Here is a 19,182-nt window from a genome sequence, read left to right as displayed (position 1 = left end):
CTCGCCAAATCCAAACCAACGCGTGGCACCTTCAATGTGTTTTGGTTGCTGGACACTGTGTGGCTTGCGTGTACGAATCGATAATCGCAATGACGAGATCTTACGTATCTCAGGTAACCCGTATCACCCGCTATCAAGTGATCAGCAAATCCCGTTCAAAACACCAGTAAAAGACGCCTACATTGGCTTGTCTGGTGAATCTGGTATCAATAACCGTTCGACAGCCTGCGCTCGTGGTAATGGCATGCTAGAGATTCAAAACAGCCCATACCGAATCACTCAACCGTTAAAACGTGTTGGTAAACGTGGTGAAGGTAAGTGGCAACCGATCAGCTACGAACAACTTATCTCTGAGGTCACCGAAGGTGGTGACTTGTTCGGAGAAGGCGAAGTTGAAGGCTTGCGATCGATTCGCGACATCGAAACACCACTTGATCCGAACAACCCTGAATATGGTCCTAAAGCGAACCAGTTATTGGTGACGAATGCCGGTAATGAAGGCCGTGACGACATCTTGAAGCGCTTTGCATTTAACAGCTACGGCACACGCAACTTTGGTCACCACGGCTCTTACTGTGGTTACGCGTTCCGTGCAGGTTCAGGTGCGATCATGAACGATCTAGACAAGTTCTCGCACTTAAAGCCTGACTTCAACAACGCAGAATTCATTCTTTTCATCGGTATGTCTCCGGCTCAAGCGGGTAACCCGTTTAAGCGCCAAGCGAGACAGCTGGCTGAGGCTCGTACCAACGGAAAACTGAGCTACACCATTGTCACTCCAAGCCTTCCGGCAGGATCTTCAAGCCTTGCAGCGGGCGATCGCAACAACTGGCTGCCGATCAAGCCGGGCACTGACTCAGCATTAGTTCTGGGTATGATCCAGTGGATCATCGAAAACCAGCGCTACAATCACGACTTCTTGTCTCGCCCAAGTGCGCAAGCCATGAAGAAAGCAGGCACTACACACTGGTGTAACGCATCTCACCTAGTGATCAGCGACGAATCGCACCCACAAAATGGGCGTATGCTTCGTGCATCGGATATGGGGTTGCTCGAAGCAGGCGAACCGATGTCTGACGATGACGGATTTATTGCACTAGATGTGACAACGTCACTATTATCATCACATATTCAGGTGAATGAAGCGGCTCTGTTCGTCGATCAAGATGTAGAAATCGATGGTCAGACTGTTCGTGTTAAATCTTCTCTTCAAAGATTGAAAGAAGAAGCCTTCAAATATGACCTTGCTTACTACAGCGAGCAGTGTGAAATCCCACAAGACCAGATTATTGCGCTAGCGAAACGCTTTACCAGCTACGGGACGAAAGCAGTCGTCGATACTCACGGTGGCAACATGCACACCAACGGCTTCTACAACTCGTTCTCTATTCTGATGCTGAACGCGCTGATCGGTAACATCAACGCGAAAGGCGGTGCGATGGCGAAAGCGGGCGGCTACCCAACTTCGGTTGCAGGCCCACGTTACGACTTTACCAAGTTTAAAGGTAAGACTAAGCCTCAAGGTGTGTTCTTGTCCCGCAGCAAGTTCCCGTATCAAAAAACCAGCGAATACAAGCGTCGCGTTGCCGCAGGTGAATCACCTTACCCGACACGCGCGCCGTGGTACCCAATCTCAGCACCGCTTTTAACTGAGCACTTATCAGCTGCGATTGATGGCTACCCTTACCGAGCAAAGGCATGGATCAACCACATGGCGAACCCACTTTATGGTGTTCCGGGTTTAGACAACTTGCTGGGTGAAAAGCTTAAGGATCCAAAACAGCTTGGTTTGATCGTGTCTATCGATGCCTTCATCAATGAGACCACAGCATTATCGGATTACCTCGTGCCAGACACAGTGACCTACGAAAGCTGGGGCATGGCGACACCTTGGCATGGCGTCGCGACTAAAGCGATCACTGCTCGCTGGCCGATTGTTGAGCCTAAAACCTCATGTACTCAAGACGGGCGTGCCATCAACCTAGAGAACTTCTTTATTGATCTAGCGAAAACACTTGGCCTTGGTGGCTTCGGCGACAACGTAATCAAAGACAATCAAGGTAACTGGCACGGTATTCATAGCGCCGAAGACTTCTACCTGCGCTCGGCTGCTAACTTAGCGTTCGTAAAAGGTGGCGTGCCGAATGTAGACGCGGAAGATATTGTTTGGTCTGGTCTAGAACGCCTAGTGCCTGTGATGAACAAAACGCTCAAGCCTGAAGAGATGCTAAAAGTCGCGTATATCTTTGCGCGTGGCGGTCGTTTCGAAGACGCCACCAATGCCTACACCAATGAAACCATGAAGTACAAATGGACCAAGCCATTGGCTATCTGGAATGAAAAGCTCGGTACTTCTCGCAACACCATCAGTGGTGAGCAGTACATGGGTTGCCCGACATGGTATCCACAAAAGCTGGCAGATGGCACACCTTTGGCAGAGCAGTTCCCAGCAAAAGAGTGGCCATTTACGCTAACCAACTTTAAGTCCAATATTCACAGTGCGGTCTCTAATTTGTCACCACGCTTGGAATCTATTAAAGGAGTAAACCCTGTTTACATCCACCCGCAAGATGCTTCTTCTGTGGGTATCAAAACCGGTGACGTGTTTGCTATTGAAACACCGAGCTCAACCACACATGCGTTGGCGATGGTGATTGATGGCATCAAACCGGGAACATTAGGCTTTGAACACGGCTTTGGCCATAAAGAACTCGGTGAGCGTGCTCACTGGATTGGTGACACACAACAACCTGTGAAAATGAAGTCGAACGATGGCGTTAACATCAATGATATAGGCTTGATCGACCCAACGAGAGAAGGCAAAGGCGTGATGTTAGATTGGGTTGTGGGCGCAGCAGCAAGACAAGCGCTTCCGGCTAAAATCTACAAAGTCTAGACGTTCAAACCTCCCCTATTTCAGTCAAATCAAGACTGAGCATAGTAGAGCAACTTCGTCATTCGAGGTTGCTCTTCTTTTTCTAACCTATTCAACGCCCAACCATCAATTCTTCACATCCCTTCCCTGCAAGTTTCTCACCTAGCCCCATCAAGCGTCTATGCTTATACAATCGGTGCCATAAAAGAGCCTTAACAAGCAGTCACACCGAGGCGAACATGGCAGTTCCCTTGCACTTCGTTAACGACAGTTGGATTCGCCTATCGAAATCCACATCAATACCACCATGGTGATTGAGGTTATTAATGTGAGACTTACCTCAAGTTCCCAGTGAATTAATGTGGAAATCCACAATAGCGCGAACAACCAATTATGTCGAAAATGCGTGCATTACAACCAATAGCGACGCCTCATGATTAAGCTGAACATAAAAACTCAAACTCTAACGCTTTACATCGCTGCTCTGGGAAGCCTTTCTTTATCCGGTTTTGCACAAGCAGCACCCAATCCAATGCCAGAAGCCGCAGAAACCTGTAGCGGTTGCCACCAAGCCGACGGGAAAGGCATGCCCAACATCGCACCGATGCTTGCAGGGCTCAATGCTGATTACCTCGAACATCAGCTTGTTCTTTTCTCAAGTGGCGAGCGTCAAAGCGCGATCATGAAAGGGATGGCGGATGGTGTCTCTGATCCTGCGATTCGTCGTGAAGTTGCAGAATACTTCGCTTCATTACCTTCATACGACTTCACCGATTTAGAACAACGCGGCTCACAAGCCGATATCGATAATCCCTATCGTAAACTTGTATTCCAAGGCGATTGGGATCGAAACATTCCTGCTTGTGCAACCTGTCATGGGCCAAGTGGTATGGGCGTAGACAAATTCCCTCGCCTAGCGAGCCAGCATGCCGACTACATTCAGACTCAGCTCAACGCATGGAAAAACGGCACTCGTAAGGGTGATGATTTAAACATGATGGGTAATATCGCCGACAAGTTGACCGACGATGAGATCAAAAACCTCTCTTATTACTTCGCATCTTTCCGATACTAAAGGGCTCGCATGAAAACATTACTTCTAATTACCGCAACCCTTGCCTCTGGAATCGCTTATGCCGAAGGTGAGTTGCCCGATCGCCAAACCGAACTGCCCGCTGTTGAAAAACCACAAGATAATAAATATCTGGTGCCACGCGACTTGGTAGATATTCCTGATGGGGAGTTTGGCGACAAAGTAAAACTGGGCTATTCCCTGTTTGTCGATTCACAACAGATGCGTGGTACGTTCGTCGGCAATGAACAAAACTGTGTCAACTGCCACATGCAAGCAGGCATGAAGCCTAACGCAGCACCTCTTTGGGGTGCGTACATGGCCTACCCTGCGTATCGTTCTAAGAACGACAAGGTAAACAGCTACGCAGAGCGTATCCAAGGTTGCTTCACCTACTCAATGAATGGTCTACCACCGGCCGAGGGTTCAAAAGAGATGGTCGCACTGACGGCTTATTCATACTGGCTGGCGATGGGCGGCATCTTAGATAAGAACGGCATGCAAGATACACCCGTTCCTGAGATTAGCGATGCTGACTTACAAGTCGGTGGTAAAGCTGAAAGCTTCCCTCTTCCTGAAGAACTGTTAAGCAAATACCCAATCGATGATCGCAGTAAGTTGGCAGGGCGTGGCTACCCTAAGATTGCAAACCCTGAACAAGAGCCGTCAATAGCGCGTGGTGAAAAGGTTTACCAAACCAGCTGCCAAACCTGTCATGGTCAAAATGGTGAAGGCATTAAAGGATCAGACGGCCGTTCATACTTCCCACCACTGTGGGGCGAAAACGCGTATAACTGGGGCGCGGGTATGCACCGCGTGAACACCGCGGCCTACTTCATCTATGAAAACATGCCGCTTGGAAAGAGCCAACAGCTTTCAATTCAGGATGCATGGGATGTGGCAGCGTTTGTAAACAGCCATGAACGCCCACAAGACCCACGATACAAGGGTGAAGTTGCAGGCAATGCTAAGCGTTACCACAACCACCAAGGCTACTATGGCAAAGAAGTTGATGGTCATGTACTAGGTACCAAAGCTTATCCGAGTGGTAAAGAAGCGATTCATGAGCATTGATAGGTATTAGTGAACATGAGCCGTTCACGCCAGCTATAGCTAAACTTTACATTGTAAATCAGCTATAGCCGGAAAAATAAAAAAGGAGCCAGATCGTGTGACGATCTGGCTCCTTTTTTATGTTTGAACGATTAGAAATCCAGCTAACCTTGCTGCATCTTCTCCCAAATGGTTGGTGAGCCAATATAGTCTTGAACCGTAGTAATGAACTCTTTGACCAGTTTGGTCTGCTTACGGTGCGGATAGACAGCGTAGATCGCGGTATCAATTGTAGAAATCGGATAATCCGGAAGCAAAGTAACCAAGCCCAGTTCTTTCATTGAGGCATACAGGTTTGATTGATCAAGGAAGCCATATCCTAAGCCATCTTTCACACAAGAGACCATGGTGCGAACATCACTTACCTTATAGTTGCCACGAATCGTCAGGCTTTGAAAAGTGTTGCCATGCGGCTCTTCACTGATACGCAGATGATCGACCGTCATATCGCCATTGGTATAAATCACCGCAGGTAGCGCGAGCAGATCTTGCGGCGTCTTCGGTTCACCGTGCTCCTTCACAAAATCGTTCGATGCGACCAACATGAAGTTACTGTCGGCAATCTTCTTCGCAATCAAATTCGATTCAACAAGCTTACTGAAGCGAAACGCGATATCAAACTGCCCGGCAATGATGTTGGCGATCTTATCGTCTAAGGAAAGTACGATCTGAACATCCGGATACTTTCTCATGAACTGAGTGATGATAGGTTGAAGATATTGCTGACCAAAATAGATCGGTGAGGTAATTCGTAGCACACCTTTGGGTTCAGACTGGTATGAATCTGCAATGCCTTGGATCTGATTGATGGTGTCTTTCAACACATAGGTTTGTGCGAGAATATCTTCTCCCGCCGACGTCAACGAAAACGAGCGTGTAGAGCGGTTCAGCAGCTGAACACCTAAATCTTGCTCGAGCTTTTTGATCTGTTTAGAGAGTGATGAGTTGTCCATATCGTGCAAGGTTGCCGCTTTGGTAAACGACCCTTGTTGAACCACATCTAAGAACAATAACAACTGATTGGTATTTGGCACTGCGCCTCTCCTGAAATAAAACTCGACTAGCGTTCGTCTTTAGGGGTGTCCATCACAACCATAGTCGTAATAGATTGCACCTGAGCACATTCCCCAAGCACATCGGCATGAAACTTCTTATAACCCGGTAGGTCTTTGGTTTCTACCCTTAGCAAGTACTCGTTAGCACCAGTAATGTTGTGGCACTCCACCACCTCTTTTTCCATGCTGACGTGTTGTTCAAACTCTAGCTGAGCCGCTTTGCTGTGGCTTGATAAACCAATCGAAACATATGCAATAAAACCGACCCCCATCAGCCCATTATCCAGAACCGCACGGTAACCTTGAATGATGCCTTTACGCTCAAGATCTTGTACTCGCCTTAGGGTCGCAGAAGCCGACAAGCCAATCCGTTCTGAAAGCTCAATGTTGGAGATTCTGCCGTCCAATTTAAGCTCTTGCAATATCCTTTCGTCAAATCTATCCATAAGTACTTATTATTGTGCATTTAGTGATAATAGAGGAAATAAAAGCACATAATTGCCTCACTTTCCACCTACTATGTTTCTCAACACGTGAAAGTCATGACCGGTCAGTCACTTCGTTCATTTTTTTGCTGGAGAACCATAATGCCTTTAGAACAACTTAGCGCACTTGCCTTGTTTGCGTTCGTCTCGACCTTCACGCCGGGTCCAAATAACATCATGCTCATGACTTCTGGTGCGAATGTTGGCTTTGCCCGTACCATTCCACACATGCTTGGGATTGCTCTAGGGTTTGCAGCCATGTTGCTGTTAGTTGGCTTTGGTTTAATGGGCATTTTCAACGCCTATCCGGTTACTCACCAAATCTTGAAATACCTAAGCCTTGCTTACCTAGTGTACCTTGCAATTAAGATAGCACTGAGCGGCAAAGCCAAAAGCACCGAGGCTTATAAGCCAATGACCTTCATCGGCGCGGCAAGTTTTCAGTGGGTGAACCCTAAAGGTTGGTCGATGGCGCTGACGGCAATTTCAGTCTATAGCAGCGGCAGTTCATGGTGGGAGCTTGCGATCATCGCAGGTATCTTCACGCTAGCCAACTTACCGTCAGTGACATTCTGGACAGCTGCAGGCAAGCAACTGCAACACTGGTTAACAACACCCATCCGCATCAAAAGCTTTAACTACGGTATGGCGGGGCTGCTGTTAGCCTCAACGATTCCGATGTTGTAACAAATAGCTTCCCTATGATGGTTAGTTAGTGATTACTAGCCATCACTTTACAAGTATCCAATAACCTCGCTAAGCCAACGACCAAATGTCGCCTGCCCGCTCGGGGTTAATGTCCACACAAACGCCACAACGTTCACTGCCACTGTCAGCCAATATATGGTTCCGAACGGCTGCTTCTGCGTTTTATGACGCAGCTTATCTTGAGCGATCAATGCTCCTAGCCAGCCACCAGCAACAGAAAAAATATGCAAGGTTTTCTCTGGTACACGCCAATTACCATTGATCGCTGCTCGCTTGTCCTTCGCATACACAAAAAACGTCACGAAACCGATAACCAAATACCACACCAACAGCGCTTTAGAACTTTCCGCAAACAACACAGATACCGCCACCAGAACCAAATAAGTGATAATGATTTGAATAGATGAAGACAACATGACTCCTTTTGGGCAACAGCTCACATACTGTAGCAATTACGCCCTGTAGATTTTGATAAGGATGAGTAAGGCACATTGTAATTCGGTTAGCCTGCAAAGAATAAACAAGCCCTTTCATCCCTACATAACATGATGGAAGTTAAAGGAATTATAAATATGTACAACCAAAAGTACGCCATCTACCAAGTTTTTACGCGTTTATTTGGCAATAAAAACACCCAACATGTTCCATGGGGCACAATCAAGCAAAATGGCGTCGGTAAGTTCAGTGATTTTACCGACAAAGCGCTGTCTGAAATCCGCAAACTCGGTATGACTCATATTTGGTATACCGGAGTGCCACATCACGCCATCATCAATGATTACAAACACATCGGGATTTCAGACGATCACCCAAGCGTGGTAAAAGGCCGTGCAGGATCACCTTATGCGGTAAAAGATTACTACTCAGTCAATCCAGACCTCGCTGAGAATCCTGATCGCCGTTTGGAAGAGTTCGAGGCACTAATCAAAAGAAGTCACGACAATGGTTTAAAAGTGATTATCGATATCGTACCGAATCACGTTGCGCGCCATTATAAAGGCTTAAACAACCCAGAAGGTGTCAGTGACTTCGGCGCTCAAGATGACACAACGCTGAAATACCACAGAGACAATAACTTCTACTACATTCCCAACAGCACCTTTGAATTGCCAGACATAGAGCCCGCCTTTACGCCGCTAGGTGGTGAACAGCACCTTAGCCTAAGCTCCCCTTTTATAGAGACGCCCGCCAAATGGACGGGCAATGGATCACGCTTAGCTAAACCTAATTTCGACGATTGGTATGAAACCGTGAAGATCAATTACGGTATACGCCCTGACGGTTCAAAAGATTTCCCTGAGCTCCCCAAAGGCTATGCCCAACGCGATTACCGAGAGCATCACCAATTCTGGGAATCGGTCGCTGTGCCTAGCTCTTGGGTTAAGTTCCGAGACATCGCCTTATTCTGGTTAGACAAAGGCGTTGATGGATTCCGTTACGACATGGCTGAAATGGTGCCTGTTGAGTTTTGGAGCTACCTAAACTCATCAATAAAGATGAAAAACCAAGAAGCCTTTCTGATGGCAGAGGTGTATCAGCCGGACTTGTACCGCGAATACATTCACTTAGGAAAAATGGACTATCTATACGACAAAGTTGACCTATACGATGGTCTCAAAGCCATCATGCAAGGCAAGGCTTCAACGGCAATCATCCCTGAAATCCAACATCAAATGATGGATATTGAACATCACATGCTGCATTTCTTGGACAATCACGATGAGCAACGCATCGCTTCTCCCGAGTTCGTTGGCAATCCACATGTCGCAAAGCCTGCGATGCTAGTCAGCGCGTTATTAAGTAGTTCTCCAACCATGATCTACTTTGGGCAAGAAGTCGGAGAACCCGGTGCAGAGAATGCAGGCTTTGGACAGCCCTCACGAACTTCCATATTTGACTACATTGGCGTCCCACAACACCAAAAGTGGATGAATAATGGTGCGTTCGATGGTGAGTTACTAACCAATAAAGAAAAGCAACTGCGTCACTTCTATCAAAAGGTAATGAACTTTTCGCTAGAGCACTCGTCGATGACAGGTGATTACCAAGACTTACACCAGTGCAGTAACTTGAGTGATTCAGTCTACGCATTTCTGCGCTATGACCACCAAGAGCTAACCATTGTTGCTGCTAATTTCAGCCAACATACCACCGAAAGTATTCACCTAGAGATTTCACATGACGTCATTCAAAAACTCAAATTAGTTGATGGTCGTTACATACTCAATGAACATATTGAAGACATAGCACAACAAGTGCTCGACATTGAGAACAGTGTTGGCAACTTTAATATTGAATTGAAACCGCTAGCGTCTTTGGCTTGGGTGTTATCCTTTAATGGATAATATATCTATCAATATTAATTACCGAACAACTCCCTTTTAATTAATTGATAAATAACTTAATTCCCATATAAAATTAACACTCTCTCAATTCGATATATTACTCACATTAATAAGGATGAGCTCTCATCCTTATTAACTACGCCTAGCTTCTACGCCCTACATTATTGATATTAAACAAATGAGTCATTGATCCAATTAATTTAACAACAACCAAATACAAAGCGTGATATTGACGCTAGGTTTCCTATATTTACGAATTAAAAATAACTTTATACATTGCCATCACAAATAGTTGACCTTGGTTAAAGCTAGGATATTTATCTTCATAAAAAGTGAAATATGGATATCAAAACGTGAACAACATAAATATTAATAAAATTATCTCTCTACGAAATACCTTCAATGTGACCAAAAAGAGAAGCTTCAAGCGCTCGACTTTGGCCAAAGCGATTTTACCGCTATTCACCGCTACTTTGATCGCAGGTTGTGGCAGTGATAGCGACAGTGACACCGACGCTGGCGACAGTGGGTTATACAAAGCAGGCGAAAACGAAGTCGTTGTGTATTACAAACGTGATGTTGCAGCCGCAAGCACTTCAGGCTCTACTTACGACGGTTGGGGACTTCACCTGTGGAATGGCGAAGGCTGTACTAGCACAGACTTAGTCGGTATGGGGTTGAGTGAAACCGGAACCGATTGGAACAGCCCTTACGAATACGATGGTATCAGCGATACCTACGGTGCTTACTATGTATTGAAAGTCGATCCTGATGCTTCTGACCCACATAAATGCATGAACTTCATCTTACATAATGGCGACGAAAAAGCGTTTGGCAGTGCCAATTCTAAAATCGAGCTAACTAAGCTTGGCGATTCACAAGGTGTATTCGGGTTCCATGGCAGCAGCGAGTTATATTACGACCCAATTTCAGAGCGCCCAGTCAATATTGATGGTCAAAAAGCACATTGGTTAGATGCGACCACCATTGCTTGGGAAGCCGCTAGCAATGCTGACTCTGTGAAACTGTTCTACGCACTCGATAACAGTATCACGATGAACGACGACAAAGAGATTGTCGGTGGCACTGCAATTGAACTGAGCAAAGATGGAGAGCTTTCTACTGAATTGAAAGAGCGTTTCCGACACCTTGCAAGCTTACCTACCCTGGCTATCGACGTTGACGACAGCACACTTCGCACTATCTTAAAATCTCAGATAATTTTTGTTGCCTACAATACTAATGGCGATGTTATCTCTTCAACTGAGGTTCAAAAGCCTGGTGTACTTGATGCGGTATTTGCTAGCGAAGATGCTGGTAATGCGATGAGTGAAGAACTAGGCGCGATTGTTGAAGGCAGTGCAGCGACCTTCAAACTTTGGGCACCAACCGCGCAAGATGTAGAACTCGTGCTTTACAGCGAAGATCTTCAAAGTTCACAAGTGATCCCAATGACGGAAAGTGCTGAAACGGGTATTTGGGCCACTGACGCGGTGTCTAATGCAGTCAACAGTTACTATCGTTACCAAGTGAAGGTCTACCATCCAACCACAGGCAACATCGAAACTCGCCTTGTAACGGACCCTTACTCACTCAGTTTATCGAAAAACTCTGCATATTCTCAAGTGATTGACCTGAATGATTCAACCTTGAAACCAGCGAACTGGGACAACTACCAACGACCAACCGTAGAGAAAGACGAAGACCATGTACTTTACGAATCTCACCTACGTGATTTTAGTTTCAGCGATAAGCTAGGCACAGCTAACCTAAATGGAAAATACCTCGCTCTCACAGAAGCCGATCGTGAGTCGGTCAAACACCTACAGGCTCTGCAAGAAGCAGGTTTAACTACGCTGCATATCTTACCAGCATTTGATATAGCTACCGTTGATGAAGATGCCGCGAGCCGTGTTGATATCACCGACACCGTAGGCAAACTGTGTGATGTAAAACCGACTGCTGCCTTATGTGGAAGCGAAGACGAAAACAAAGTCATCGAAGATGTACTCGATGGTTATGACCCTTCAACGGGTGACGCACAAGCATTAATGAATGACCTTCGTATGCTTGATAGCTTCAACTGGGGCTACGACCCATTCCATTACACGGTGCCAGAGGGAAGTTACGCGACCGATCCTAATGGTTCACAGCGTATTCTCGAATTCCGTCAGATGGTGAAAGCCACGCACGACATGGATCTCAAGCTGATCATGGACGTGGTATACAACCACACCAACGCGTCTGGTGTGAACGATAAGTCGGTACTGGATAAGATTGTCCCTGGGTACTATCACCGTCTTAACGTCAACACTGGTGGCGTCGAAAACTCGACTTGTTGTGACAACACTGCGACCGAAAACCTGATGATGGGTAAATTGATGGTCGACTCACTTAAGGTGTGGGCTGACGACTATAAAGTGGACGGCTTCCGTTTTGACTTAATGGGCCACCAGCCGAAAGGCGTAATGGTAGAAGCATTGGAAGAAGTGCGCCAAATCGACCCGAACACTCTGTTCTACGGTGAAGGTTGGGACTTTGGCGAAGTAGCGGATAACGCACGCTTCGATCAAGCGAACCAAATCAACATGGCAGGTACAGAAATCGGTACCTTCTCAGACCGCTTGCGTGATGCCGTTCGTGGTGGTAGCCCGTTCGACGGTGGCGTCGATTCAGAAGGCAACCACCCACTTCGCTTTAACCAAGGCTTTGGTAACGCAGCGATTGCCAATGAAGAAACTAAAGTTGATCAAGATTCAATCAACGGTCGCTTGCACAACCAAGACCTTGTTCGTTTGGGTATGGCAGGTAACCTCGCAGAATACGTACTGATTGATTACAAAGGCGATACCAAACTGGGTAAAAACGTTGATTACAACGGCGCGCCAGCTGGTTACACCAAGATGCCTTCAGAGAACATTTCTTACGTATCGAAGCATGATAACCAAACGCTTTGGGATAACAACGCTTACAAGATCGCCACTGGTACTAGCTCTGCAGAGCGTGCGCGTATGCAGTCTGTATCGCTCTCTACCGTGATGCTAGGCCAAGGCATACCATTCATCCATATGGGTTCTGAACTGCTACGATCTAAGTCTATGCAGCGCGATTCTTACGATTCTGGTGACTGGTACAACCGCGTAATGTTTGATGGTACTGATAACAACTGGAACGTCGGCTTACCTCGTGAAGACAAAGATGGTGCGAACTGGGATCTGATCAAAACAATCATTGCTGACCCAACAGCTAAACCAGACGAAGAAGACATTAATCTGACTAAGCAGCAATTCCTAGAGCTATTAAAAATCCGTAGCTCAAGCGAACTGTTCCGCTTAGACACAGCAGACGAAGTCATGAAGCGTGTCGACTTCCGCAATGTTGGTGAAGATCAAATCGAAGGCCTGATTGTCATGTCTATCGATGATGGTGTGTCTGCGGGCGACGATCTTGACCCTGCAAATGATGCGATTGTGGCAGTTGTAAACTCAACTAATGAATCTCAATCGTTCAAAATCACAGGAGCAACCGGCTTTACACTTCATGACGTTCAACAAAACTCGGCTGACGATACAGTGAAAAGTTCAAGCTTTGCCGCTGAAACCTTCACAGTACCTGCATTAACCACCGCTGTATTTGTACAAGTTCAAGGTGATTCACAAGGTGCCGGCCTGCCGGTTGATAACACAGACAAGGATGTATCTAGCATTCCGCCATACGGCCAAACAACAGTTTACGTTAAAGGTGACATGAATGGATGGGGCGCAACGGATGATTGGGCAATGAGCTTTGTCGCTAATGGGGTTTACTCTGTAACGGGTACTTTGGAAGCGGGAGACTATGGCTTCAAGTTTGCAGATGCAGATTGGAAAACACCTAACTTTGGTTGTGATTCCGTTGAACTTGCTGATGGGTCAATCGACCTAGGTACTGATGGTAACTGCCAACTAAGCGTAACAGAAGCTGGTAGCTACACATTCACTCTGAATGCGATTCACGAGCTGGATGACGACGTAGATGGCCCAGTTGTTTCAGTAACCAAGAACTAAGTCTTAAAGCTTGGAATTCTAATAAAAAGATAATAAAACCAGCGAAAGCTAGCCTTTGGGAGACGTCAGTCTCCCTTTTTTTATCCTCAATAAACTCCAATCCCAATGCACTACACCATTGCTTTGCTTCTCATCGATAAATACTCACTGTTAAGTGACAGATGAACCAGTTAACCCTTAGTTCTTATTTCTTAGTCCTTAGTCCTTAGTCCTTAGTCCTTAGTCCTAGTTCTAGTTCTAGTTCTAGTTCTTAGTAGAAACGATAACAACCTCAAGTGAACTGTTAGTTTAATCGAGAGGAGATATCATGAATATAATTTAGGAGCAGTTAATGGAGCAGCAGGTAATCTATAGGATTCATATCTAGTTACTCGAGTAACAGTAAGATAGGGGAGCGTATTTTATGTCAAAACCTAGTCATTAAAAACTATAAATAGCCAGCAACTTCCACTTATATTGGTTATTTATAATTATGCGTAAGTCAGTGGTCACTTTAATTTCAAAAATTAAGTGAATATATACTTTTTCATTTACCTCAAACAATAAAAAAGGCTCCCAACTAGGAGCCCTTATCTTTATATCAATCAGTATTTACAAACTATTCGACTACTTTTTATTGACGGCTTTTACAAAGACTTCTTGTGCGCCTTCAATACCCAATGCTTTTGCTTCGTCTAATAAGCTAAGTGCTTTGGGAATATTGTCTGCGTCTACTGCTGCTTGAATGGCATTATGATAGTAAATTTGTGTTTCTGGTTGAATAGTCTCAACCTTAGCTGCTGCCGCTGGCTTAGCATTAGGTTCACTGTTCGATGAACCAATTGAGAAGAAGCTCGCTTTATCGATTGTAACTTCTATTTTACCAACGTTAGCATTTGGAATCGGGATATCTTTCACTTCAGGTAAATAATTACCGCGGCCTTCCGCATCTAAACGTGCAGGGTGAATGACATCAGTAAAACCACCAAGATCAGCTTGATCTGTATAGATAACTAAATAAACTGATTTTGCGGTTGTCGGTGGGTAAAAATCGTTCTCAGCAACGAGGCGGTTTCCCAAGTGTAGTCTTGGTTTTGCGTACTCAAAGTTCTCTTTACCATAACGCTCTAGCTCACGACCGTTTTCGTCATAGATGACCGCATTTGGAACAAACGCTGTGTCGCCGATAATGCTAGTAATATTAATCGAGTACTCACCGCGATCTGCAGGCAGTTCAACCGCTACTACAGGGCTGTTTATTCCTTGGTAATTTAATACTTGGCTATTTGGTGTTAGTTCAAAAATTGCCGAGCTTGGAAGCTTCATCGGGGCAAATTGAAGATCAGCAATAGAGTTAACTTGTTCAGCCTGTGCCACTTGCACTTGCTCGACTACTTGTGCAGATTGACAACCGGCCAACGCAACACAGCCACTCAACATTAGAGCTTTAAAATACATAACCCTTCCTTCTTGTTATTTTTTTAAGAAATTTACTAACTTTAATTACCACAAAGAGAACTATTCACCTAGTGAACGATCAACTTAATCGTACATTCCTTAAAAAAATAGCCGACTTGAGCCGGCTATGAATTAGGACAGTTTAGGATTTGTTACGCTAAGTGTTTACCACCAAGCTTCAACTTGGATACCAACAACAAAGTCGTTGTCTGAACCAGTTGTAGTAATGATACCGTCGTCATCGCGACCAGCGCCAAAGCTATCTTCTTCTAGATCCATCAAGTAGCTTCCGTATACACGGATTTCAGGGCGAGCCCAGAAGCTATCTCCCATAGCCCAAGCTTGTGCAACAGTAAATTTAGCGCCACCAAAGTCAACGTTGTTAACTTCACCTGCGTTGTAACCGGCTTCAAATACAGTACGCATAGTGTCGTTCCACTTATACATAGGACGTGCAACGATAGAGTATTGGCTTGAATCGTACTTTGAAGTACCAAGATCCGAACCGGCTAGGTATGCAAGTTGGTGGCCCATTTCCCAGTTTTCACCAAGGTTCATCACACCCCAGTTAAGGATACGGTAACCGAAGCCATCATTTTGAGCACCAGAGCGATCATAGTATGTACCAGCACCCCAGAAGTTAGCCATCTGGATACCATACCCGGCTGTACCAAGCTGAACTACAGTTTGGTTAAAACCATTGCTCATGTTTTGGTGAATGATACCTGTCGCTAGAAGGCCGTCATCACCTTCGTATTTACCATTTTCACTCTCTGTTGAAAAGTTGTACGCAAGAGCGAGTTCAAGAGTAGCATCAGACCATAGACCAATGTTAGCTAGACGTGCATCTGCAATATAACCTGCACCATTTGGTTTAGTACCACCATTACCATCCGCAGCTGTATCTTCTCCTTCTTGAATAAGAGCAACAGACAGTTTTGTTTCACCTAGAGAAATATTCTCAATACCACCACCAGTACCAGATGTATTCAGGAAGTAGAAATCCGTAATATGGATGTCTTTACGTTGGTAGTATGTTTTACCTGCCCAAAGCGTTGCTTCTTCATCGAAAGATAGAACGCCTTTTGCTTTAACAGCGAACTGAGCAACGTTAAAGTCACCGTCTTCCCAACCATTTGCGCCAGGAGCACCAGAAGCAATCATGGACTCTAAACGCCAAGTTTGCTCGCCTGTTTTTAGCTCTTCTGCAAAACCAAACTCAGAGTAGTTATCGTTTTCGTTACCTAGACGGCCAATACCACTCTTCATGAATGAAACATCACCACCATCGCTTCCACTGATACCTGTACCAGCACGCATGTAACCATTAAAATCTACAGCGAACGCAGAGCCAGCAGCTAATGTAGTTGCCACTGCAGCAGCAATCAAACTTACTTTTTTCATTCTTAACTCCATTAAGGACGATTTATTTTAGGTTTTTATATTTTGCTCTCTTGCGGCAACCAAAGGCAGTTATGGTAGTCGTAAGATAGAGAGGTTTAGGGTTTCCCCTGATTCGTTTCAACGGGGTCAATATTAAGAGGGGATGACAAGTTTGACTTCCTCCACCCCTAACTAAATTAAGGGGGACTAGAGGGGAGTAGAAAATATACAGAACGGTGTTTTAAAGAGGTAGATCACTTAATCTAGGAGGAGTAGGCAGCACTCAGATCTAATTATTCAGCATAAGTGAGATCTACTTCAAATATATAATTTGAACCTAATCGGTAAATTATTTTTTTAACAATAATTATTCTGTGAAGTTGCTTGACCTTACTGTGACAAAGCTTTTTACTTATAGTTCACTGATGTCGATAAACGAACAAGAAATCAAGCAATGACTAGAACGCTCGCTCGCCCTTATCCACTAGGCGCAACGCTAGGTAACACTGGCTGTAACTTTTCAATTTATTCTCCTGACAGTAAATCACTCTCTCTCGCTCTTTTTGACGAGAACGACGAATTCACCACTTATAAATTAGAAAATGAATACGCTGATATCAGATATGTCTTTATTGATGGTATTAAAGCGGGACAAAAATACGGCTTCATTGCAGAAACGGACAATGGCTCTATTCTGCTTTCAGACCCGTATGCCAAAGCAATAAGCGAACCGCTCGATTACGTCACGCCATATACCAATGAAAAAAGCTTTGCTATGGCGAAATGTGTCGTTGTTGATGACACCTTCGATTGGCAAGATGTAGCAAAGCCACGCATTAGTCGCGAAGATACCGTTCTTTTTGAAACGCATGTAAAAGGTCTATCTCAACTCCACCCAGAAGTGGCAGCGAATACTAAAGGACGCTACTTAGGGTTAGTGAGCCCTGAAATGCTTGCGTTCTACAAACAACAAAATATTAACTCTCTGCAGCTTTTACCCGTTGCTGCGTGCATGCATGAGCCTCATCTCTTGGACATGGATAAAGTGAACTATTGGGGTTACAACCCATACTTGTTCATGGTGCCAGATCCACGCTACGCAGAAAAAGACGCCGTTAATGAACTCAAAACCGCAATTCGTGAACTTCACCGCAATGGCATCGAAGTCATTCTAGACGTGGTATACAACCACACGGCAGAAGGTGGCGAAGGTGGTACAACCTTCAACCTAAAAGCGCTAGATAGCCGCTACTACATTAAACATGGCTGCCATTACGCGAACTTTACTGGTTGTGGTAACACAGTTGATCTCACCCACCAACCAGCACTTAACTTAGTGATGGATACGCTTCGCTACTGGGTGAGTGAATTCCAAGTCGACGGCTTCCGTTTTGATTTAGCAGCAACACTGGGGCGCGAAGGTGACAACTACAACCCTGAGGCTGCTTTCTTTAAAGCTGTGGCTCAAGACCCTGTACTTAAAGAAACAAAGCTCATTGCAGAACCTTGGGACATCGGCCCGAATGGCTACCAAGTGGGTAATTTCCCGCTAGGTTGGAATGAGTGTAACGACAAGCTCAGAGACATCACACGTAGCTTCTGGCGCGGTGATCAAGGCTACCTAAAAGAGTTTGCAACCCGTTTGATGGGGTCACGCGATATCTACAGTGCAGCGCATTGGCCGTACAAATTAACCGTCAACTACATCACTTATCACGATGGCTTCACCATGCAGGATCTTGTTTCTTACAAGCATAAGCACAACGAAGAGAATGGTGAGAACAACCGCGATGGACACGGTGACAACCGCTCTGAAAACTACGGTGTTGAAGGTGAAACCGAAAACCTGTTAGTGATCGCGACGCGTGAAAAGCAGAAACGAAACTTCATGGCGAGCCTGCTGTTTGCTTTTGGTATTCCTCATATTTTGACGGCCGATGTGTTATCTCATACTCAAAAAGGTAACAATAACGCTTACTGCCAAGATGGCGTGACCAGCTGGCTTAACTGGGAAGATTCAGAGCGAAAGACTTACTTCAAGACTTGGTTATCTGAAATGATCTCTGCTCGTCAGCAATACATGGTGCCTTTTATTAAGGCATTCAGTGGCGAAAAGCGTAACTCGAACCGCATCTTCTGGAGCCGCGTCGATGGCACACTTATGGAACATGATGATTGGAACCGCTTAAGCTCAGTAGCTTTGCATTTAGGTATTGGTAAAAATGGCGACGAGTTGATTTATCTGATCAACCAAACCAATGCGCCAGCACGTTTCTCGTTACCTAATGATCGTGAACAAAACTGGGTAACCATCTGTGATACCAACTCGCGAAACGTCAAACCCGGTCATGCAGAAGGTGAAATGTTGTTGTCGCCCACTTCGATGGCAATTTTGCACTACTCGCCAGATAAGGCTGATTTGATTAAAGTAAAAGCCAAGTCAGCTTAATAAAACACCGAAAACCATAGAAGCCAGTTATATTTACAACTGGCTTTTTTGTTAGCTGAATATCTCAAAAATCATTCATCCATATGGAATCATTTGCATTGATGTGGTTAATGAAACTGTTTAGTATTGCCGTACTATAAAAATGAATCTATAACGTCTTTGGATATCATGGCTTTACCTAAAACATTAATTCGGCTTTTTAAACCATACATTA

12 protein-coding genes are annotated in these 19,182 nt (G+C 45.2%); 7 read left to right on the top strand and 5 right to left on the bottom strand.

The annotated features are described in order from the left end of the window. From IQQ51_RS10110 to IQQ51_RS10100, 3 genes are all read left to right on the top strand, one after another. Positions 1 to 2,896: tetrathionate reductase subunit A (locus tag IQQ51_RS10110; RefSeq protein WP_228012781.1), on the top strand; the 2,896-nt coding region annotated here is incomplete at its 5' end. A 412-nt stretch (positions 2,897 to 3,308) separates the two neighbouring features. Next, positions 3,309 to 3,950: a c-type cytochrome gene (locus tag IQQ51_RS10105; protein ID WP_193840971.1), complete on the top strand. Its 642-nt coding sequence runs from the start codon at positions 3,309 to 3,311 to the stop codon at positions 3,948 to 3,950. A 9-nt stretch (positions 3,951 to 3,959) separates the two neighbouring features. Continuing rightward, entirely contained in the window at positions 3,960 to 5,021 is a 1,062-nt protein-coding gene (locus IQQ51_RS10100) for a c-type cytochrome (protein WP_193840970.1), read from the top strand. A gap of 143 nt (positions 5,022 to 5,164) precedes the next feature. Here the strand turns inward: IQQ51_RS10100 and IQQ51_RS10095 are convergent, their stop codons facing one another. Continuing rightward, a complete protein-coding gene (locus IQQ51_RS10095) occupies positions 5,165 to 6,094 on the bottom strand; it encodes a LysR family transcriptional regulator (RefSeq protein WP_017630189.1) in 930 nt (309 codons plus the stop codon). Positions 6,095 to 6,120: 26 nt separating this feature from the next. After that, on the bottom strand, positions 6,121 to 6,561 hold the full coding sequence (locus IQQ51_RS10090; protein WP_009845852.1) for an Lrp/AsnC family transcriptional regulator: 441 nt from the start codon (positions 6,559 to 6,561) through the stop codon (positions 6,121 to 6,123). A gap of 141 nt (positions 6,562 to 6,702) precedes the next feature. On the opposite strand from IQQ51_RS10090, the gene IQQ51_RS10085 reads away from it, so the two are divergent. Beyond that, positions 6,703 to 7,287, top strand: a complete 585-nt coding sequence (locus tag IQQ51_RS10085) for a LysE family translocator (RefSeq protein ID WP_048609838.1) — start codon at positions 6,703 to 6,705, stop codon at positions 7,285 to 7,287. A 47-nt stretch (positions 7,288 to 7,334) separates the two neighbouring features. On the opposite strand, the gene IQQ51_RS10080 is transcribed toward IQQ51_RS10085, so the two are convergent. After that, the gene (locus IQQ51_RS10080; protein WP_193840969.1) at positions 7,335 to 7,724 is read right to left on the bottom strand and encodes a DUF1294 domain-containing protein; all 390 of its coding nucleotides are present in this window, start codon (positions 7,722 to 7,724) and stop codon (positions 7,335 to 7,337) included. Positions 7,725 to 7,880: 156 nt separating this feature from the next. Between IQQ51_RS10080 and IQQ51_RS10075 the strand changes: the two genes are divergently transcribed. Both IQQ51_RS10075 and pulA read left to right on the top strand, forming a co-directional pair. Next, positions 7,881 to 9,653: an alpha-amylase family protein gene (locus tag IQQ51_RS10075; protein ID WP_193840968.1), complete on the top strand. Its 1,773-nt coding sequence runs from the start codon at positions 7,881 to 7,883 to the stop codon at positions 9,651 to 9,653. A gap of 404 nt (positions 9,654 to 10,057) precedes the next feature. Continuing rightward, positions 10,058 to 13,699, top strand: coding sequence for a pullulanase-type alpha-1,6-glucosidase (gene pulA, locus IQQ51_RS10070; protein ID WP_193840979.1), 3,642 nt, complete (start codon positions 10,058 to 10,060; stop codon positions 13,697 to 13,699). Positions 13,700 to 14,305: 606 nt separating this feature from the next. On the opposite strand, the gene IQQ51_RS10065 is transcribed toward pulA, so the two are convergent. Both IQQ51_RS10065 and lamB read right to left on the bottom strand, forming a co-directional pair. Further along, positions 14,306 to 15,136, bottom strand: coding sequence for a MalM family protein (locus tag IQQ51_RS10065; protein WP_193840967.1), 831 nt, complete (start codon positions 15,134 to 15,136; stop codon positions 14,306 to 14,308). 165 nt (positions 15,137 to 15,301) lie between these two features. Further along, positions 15,302 to 16,540, bottom strand: a complete 1,239-nt coding sequence (gene lamB / locus IQQ51_RS10060) for a maltoporin LamB (RefSeq protein WP_193840966.1) — start codon at positions 16,538 to 16,540, stop codon at positions 15,302 to 15,304. Positions 16,541 to 16,973: 433 nt separating this feature from the next. On the opposite strand from lamB, the gene glgX reads away from it, so the two are divergent. Beyond that, positions 16,974 to 18,968: a glycogen debranching protein GlgX gene (gene glgX / locus IQQ51_RS10055; protein WP_193840965.1), complete on the top strand. Its 1,995-nt coding sequence runs from the start codon at positions 16,974 to 16,976 to the stop codon at positions 18,966 to 18,968. The last annotated feature ends 214 nt before the right edge of the window (positions 18,969 to 19,182 follow it).

Origin of the sequence: Vibrio sp. OPT18, assembly GCF_015163615.1 — a bacterium.
Classification (GTDB): domain Bacteria; phylum Pseudomonadota; class Gammaproteobacteria; order Enterobacterales; family Vibrionaceae; genus Vibrio; species Vibrio coralliirubri.
This window is presented reverse-complemented; position numbering and strand designations above follow the sequence as displayed.